This is a genomic window from Sodalis-like endosymbiont of Proechinophthirus fluctus, assembly GCF_001602625.1.
Lineage (GTDB): Bacteria > Pseudomonadota > Gammaproteobacteria > Enterobacterales > Enterobacteriaceae.
The window spans coordinates 9,857-14,896 of sequence record NZ_LECR01000049.1 but is presented as its reverse complement, the minus strand read 5'-3'; the positions used below and the strand labels follow the sequence as shown (position 1 = coordinate 14,896).

Here is a 5,040-nt window from a genome sequence, read left to right as displayed (position 1 = left end):
GGATGATGCTACTCGCAACCAACTGAATCACGGTCAGAAAGTGACCGAACTGCTGAAGCAGAAACAGTATTCGCCGATGTCGGTCGCCCAGCAGGCGCTGGTGTTGTTCGCAGCGGAACGCGGTTATCTGGAAGATGTCGAGCTGGCGAAAATCGGCGATTTTGAAGCCGCGCTAATGGCCTACGTGGATCGTGAGCAGGGCGAATTGATGCAACAAATCAACCAGACCGGCGCTTATAACGATGATATCGAAGGCAAGCTGAAAGGCATTCTAGATACCTTCAAGGCAACCCAGAGTCCTGGTAACGCGCTATGACCTGCTCTGGCAGGTCATAGGTAATGAGGAGAAGCAGAAATGGCCGGCGCAAAAGAGATACGTAGTAAGATTACAAGCGTCCAGAATACGCGAAAGATTACCAAGGCGATGGAAATGATCGCCGCCTCCAAGATGCGTAAAACTCAGGAATGTATGGCGTCCAGCCATCCTTATGCAGAAACGATGCGCAAAGTGATTGGCCACCTTGCACTGGGTAATCTGGAATACAAGCACCCCTACCTGGACGAGCGTGACGTAAAGCGCGTGGGTTATCTGGTGGTGGCAACCGACCGTGGTCTAGCTGGCGGCCTGAACATTAATTTGTTCAAAAAGCTTCTGGCGGACATGAAAGAGTGGAACGGGAAAGGCGTGGAAACTGAACTGGCGCTGATTGGCTCCAAGGCGGTATCTTTTTTCAATTCGGTCGGGAGAGGGAGCAAAGTAGTTGCTCAGGTGACGGGCATGGGGAACAACCCCACACTGTCTGAATTGATAGGGCCGGTAAAGGTCATGCTGCAGGCTTATGATGAAGACCGCCTGGACAAGCTCTGTATTGCCAGCAACAAATTTGTCAGTACTATGTCCCAGGTGCCGCAGATTCTGCAAATCCTGCCTCTACCGCCAGCGGAAGAGGCGGATTTGAAAACCAAATCCTGGGATTATCTGTATGAACCTGATCCCAAAACGCTTCTAGATACCCTGCTGCGTCGTTATGTGGAATCGCAGGTTTATCAGGGTGTCGTTGAAAACCTGGCCAGCGAGCAGGCCGCGCGTATGGTAGCGATGAAAGCCGCAACTGATAACGGCAGCAGCCTGATTAAAGAGTTGCAACTTGTTTACAATAAGGCTCGACAGACCAGCATCACTCAGGAACTCACCGAAATCGTCTCGGGAGCCGCCGCGGTTTAGGTTACGAATTACGTAGAGGATTTAAGATGGCTACTGGAAATGTTGTCCAGGTTATCGGCGCTGTGGTTGACGTCGAGTTCCCACAAGACACCGTACCCAAGGTATACAACGCACTTGAAGTGGAAAACAGCGCCGCGAAATTGGTGCTGGAAGTAGAACAACAGCTGGGCGGCGGCGTCGTCCGCTGCATTGCGATGGGCTCCTCCGACGGTTTGCGTCGCGGCCTGAAAGTGACCGATCTCGAGCGTGCGATTGAAGTGCCGGTGGGTGAAGCTACTCTGGGCCGCATCATGAACGTGTTGGGTGAGCCAGTCGATATGAAGGGTGATATCGGCGAGAAAGAACGCTGGTCCATTCACCGACCGGCGCCGAGCTATGAAGAGTTGGCAAGTTCCCAGGATTTGCTGGAAACCGGTATCAAGGTTATCGACCTGATGTGTCCGTTCGCCAAGGGCGGTAAAGTTGGCCTGTTTGGCGGTGCCGGCGTGGGCAAGACCGTAAACATGATGGAGCTTATCCGCAATATCGCTATAGAACACTCCGGTTATTCGGTGTTCGCCGGCGTAGGTGAACGTACTCGTGAAGGTAGCGATTTCTATCATGAAATGACCGACTCGAACGTTATCGATAAGGTTTCGCTGGTGTATGGCCAGATGAATGAGCCGCCGGGAAACCGTCTGCGCGTGGCTCTTACCGGCCTGACCATGGCGGAAAAGTTCCGTGATGAGGGCCGTGACGTTCTGCTATTCATCGACAACATCTACCGTTATACCCTAGCCGGGACTGAAGTGTCCGCGCTGCTTGGCCGTATGCCGTCCGCAGTAGGCTATCAGCCGACACTGGCAGAAGAAATGGGCGTATTGCAGGAACGTATCACTTCCACCAAAACCGGTTCTATCACCTCGGTGCAGGCGGTATATGTCCCCGCGGATGACTTGACTGATCCGTCGCCGGCGACTACCTTTGCCCACCTTGACGCGACTGTGGTTCTGAGCCGTCAAATCGCCTCTCTGGGTATTTACCCGGCGGTTGACCCACTCGACTCTACCAGCCGTAATCTGGATCCTTTAGTGATAGGCCAGGAGCATTATGATATGGCGCGCGGCGTGCAGTCCATTCTGCAGCGCTATCAGGAGCTGAAGGACATCATCGCTATCCTCGGGATGGACGAGCTATCCGAAGATGATAAGCTGGTGGTATCGCGCGCACGTAAGATCCAGCGTTTCCTATCCCAGCCGTTCTTCGTAGCTGAAGTGTTCACCGGCTCCCCCGGCAAGTACGTGGCGCTGAAAGACACGATCCGTGGCTTCAAAGGCATCATGGACGGTGAATATGATCATCTACCGGAACAGGCGTTCTACATGGTGGGTTCCATCGAAGAAGCCGTGGAAAAAGGCAAGAAACTGTAACGCCTTGAGAGGAGTGTGATATGGCTGCAAAAACTTACCATCTGGATGTGGTCAGCGCCGAAAAACAGATGTTTTCCGGGCTGGTCGAGAAAATCCAAGTGACAGGTAGCGAAGGAGAACTAGGGATTTTTCCCGACCATGCGCCACTGCTTACCGCTATTAAGCCAGGTATGGTGCGTATCGTTAAAGAGCACGGAAACGAAGAGTATATCTATTTGTCCGGTGGTGTACTCGAAGTGCAGCCCAGTACGGTTACCGTACTGGCCGATACCGCCATTCGCGGCAAGGATCTTGACGAAGCGAGGGCGATAGAGTCCAAGCACAAGGCGGAAGAGCATATCAATGACTCCCACGGTGATATTGATTATGCCCAGGTATCGGCCGAGCTCTCGAAAGCGCTGGCGAAACTGCGGGTTATCGAATTGACCAAAAGAGTGATGTAATCAAGAGTAAATCATGAAAGGCCGGTCGAGATGACCGGTTTTTCTTTAATTAAGTCGCGGAAAAATTACCGGGCCCATAGGGGCAATTTTACGTCCGCGCCGCTGAAAAAACGTCAGTTACGCCGACATCTTCCTTTCTAGCAACACAATCGTGATAAATAGCTTTAGCGTCAGGCGGCTACGGCCCTTTAAAGTATTTTTCATGCCAAAGTATATAGTAATCCCGCCTGTGAAAGGGTTTACTTATCATCTGATAAATAGGATTCCACAGGATGGTTATGTCGAATCGAGCATTAAGCGTAGTTGTCCTTGCCGCCGGCAAGGGAAGTCGAATGTTTTCCTCTTTGCCGAAAGTGCTACATTCTCTGGCTGGTAAAGCTATGGTGCAACACGTCATTGATGCCGCAGACCAGTTGGGCGCTGTGCGCATCCATCTGGTCTACGGTCACGGCGGCGAATTGCTGCGTGAACGGCTTGCCCACCAGGATGCTCCCCTGAACTGGGTGCTACAGGCTGAGCAGCGCGGCACCGGCCATGCCGTGCAGCAGACGCTGGCTGACCTGCGAGACGAAGAAGATGTTCTGATCCTGTACGGCGATGTCCCGCTTATTTCTCCCGAGACGTTGCAGCGGCTGCTGACAGCACAGCCAGAGGGTGGCATTAGCCTACTGACGGTAACGCTGGATAACCCCGATGGCTATGGCCGTATCGTGCGCACCGACGGTGAGGTGGCCAGTATCGTCGAGCAGAAAGACGCCAGCGAACAGCAGCGGCAGATAAAAGAAATCAATACCGGTATTCTGGTTGCCGGAGGCGGTAATTTAAAACGCTGGATTAGGCAGTTAACCAACCATAACGCGCAGGGCGAGTTCTATCTGACGGACATTATCGCCATAGCCTGGAATGAAGGACGTAAAATCAATACGGTGCAACCTTCGCGGCGTAGCGAAGTCGAAGGGGTGAATAACCGGCTTCAGCTTGCGCGTCTGGAACGGATTTTTCAGCAAGAGCAGGCAGAGCGTCTCCTGCTGGCCGGCGTGATGCTGTCTGATCCTGACCGTTTCGATCTGCGCGGTGAATTGCGCCACGGGCAGGATGTGTCTATTGATACTAATGTCATTCTTGAAGGGCAGGTAACGCTGGGCGACCGGGTGATTATCCGCACCGGCTGCGTCCTGAAAAATGCGGTCATCGGTGATGATGTGGTCATCAGCCCTTATACCGTTATCGAAGACGCCCGAGTGGCGGCGCGCAGTACTCTCGGCCCTTTCGCCCACCTGCGCCCCGGCAGCGAGCTGGAGGAAGGCGCGCACGTGGGCAATTTTGTAGAGATGAAACAGGCTCGCCTGGGCAAGGGATCGAAAGCCGGCCATCTCAGCTATCTAGGGGACGCCGAGACAGGGGCACAGGTCAATATCGGCGCTGGTACCATTACCTGCAATTATGACGGTGCTAACAAGCATAAAACCATTATCGGCGACGATGTCTTCGTCGGTTCCGATAGCCAACTGGTGGCGCCGGTAACCATTGGCCGCGGTGCTACTATCGGCGCTGGTACGACTGTCACGAGCGATGTGGCCGATGGCGAAATGGTCATCAGCCGGATCCGTCAGTTTCCTATTGCTAACTGGACGCGGCCGGTGAAGAAAAAATAAGGACGCGGCTACCCTTCACGGGTGATTTTGTCCGCCGCGCTCTACCCTAAAGCGGCCGACAAGACCCGTGGTGTGTAGCGGCATCGCGTCGGTCGGATTTAGTGCTAGTTCATAATGGCGATTGCAGCCGTTGAATCAGGAATAACCGAGATGTGTGGAATAGTAGGCGCAGTTGCGCAGCGCGATATTGCCGAGATCCTGTTGGAGGGATTACGTCGTCTTGAGTATCGTGGATATGATTCCGCCGGCCTGGCGGTGGTGGACAATGATGGCCATCTGCAACGCCTACGCCGGGTAGGTAAAGTCAG

Annotated in this window: 4 protein-coding genes and 2 pseudogenes; all 6 read left to right on the top strand. The window is 53.7% G+C overall.

Annotation, left to right across the window (positions count from 1 at the left end; genetic code table 11):
- A pseudogene (locus BG74_RS17130) lies at positions 1 to 316 on the top strand (F0F1 ATP synthase subunit alpha); the annotation flags it as partial.
- A 39-nt stretch (positions 317 to 355) separates the two neighbouring features.
- The gene (gene atpG, locus BG74_RS05745; RefSeq protein WP_066597224.1) at positions 356 to 1,225 is read left to right on the top strand and encodes a F0F1 ATP synthase subunit gamma; all 870 of its coding nucleotides are present in this window, start codon (positions 356 to 358) and stop codon (positions 1,223 to 1,225) included.
- Positions 1,226 to 1,251: 26 nt separating this feature from the next.
- The gene (gene atpD, locus BG74_RS05740) at positions 1,252 to 2,634 is read left to right on the top strand and encodes a F0F1 ATP synthase subunit beta (RefSeq protein ID WP_066597222.1); all 1,383 of its coding nucleotides are present in this window, start codon (positions 1,252 to 1,254) and stop codon (positions 2,632 to 2,634) included.
- A 20-nt stretch (positions 2,635 to 2,654) separates the two neighbouring features.
- Positions 2,655 to 3,077: a F0F1 ATP synthase subunit epsilon gene (locus BG74_RS05735; RefSeq protein WP_066597219.1), complete on the top strand. Its 423-nt coding sequence runs from the start codon at positions 2,655 to 2,657 to the stop codon at positions 3,075 to 3,077.
- 278 nt (positions 3,078 to 3,355) lie between these two features.
- Positions 3,356 to 4,732 (top strand): bifunctional UDP-N-acetylglucosamine diphosphorylase/glucosamine-1-phosphate N-acetyltransferase GlmU, encoded by a 1,377-nt coding sequence (glmU, locus tag BG74_RS05730; RefSeq protein ID WP_066597256.1) that lies wholly within the window; start codon positions 3,356 to 3,358, stop codon positions 4,730 to 4,732.
- A 150-nt stretch (positions 4,733 to 4,882) separates the two neighbouring features.
- A pseudogene (locus tag BG74_RS17125) lies at positions 4,883 to 5,040 on the top strand (glutamine--fructose-6-phosphate transaminase (isomerizing)); the annotation flags it as partial.

Excerpts from the sequence above, each read along its gene's own strand:
- atpG (WP_066597224.1), top strand. The coding sequence starts at position 356 with ATGGCCGGCGCAAAAGAGATACGTAGTAAGATTACAAGCGTCCAGAAT.
- BG74_RS05735 (WP_066597219.1), top strand. The coding sequence starts at position 2,655 with ATGGCTGCAAAAACTTACCATCTGGATGTGGTCAGCGCCGAAAAACAG.
- atpD (WP_066597222.1), top strand. The coding sequence starts at position 1,252 with ATGGCTACTGGAAATGTTGTCCAGGTTATCGGCGCTGTGGTTGACGTC.
- glmU (WP_066597256.1), top strand. The coding sequence starts at position 3,356 with ATGTCGAATCGAGCATTAAGCGTAGTTGTCCTTGCCGCCGGCAAGGGA.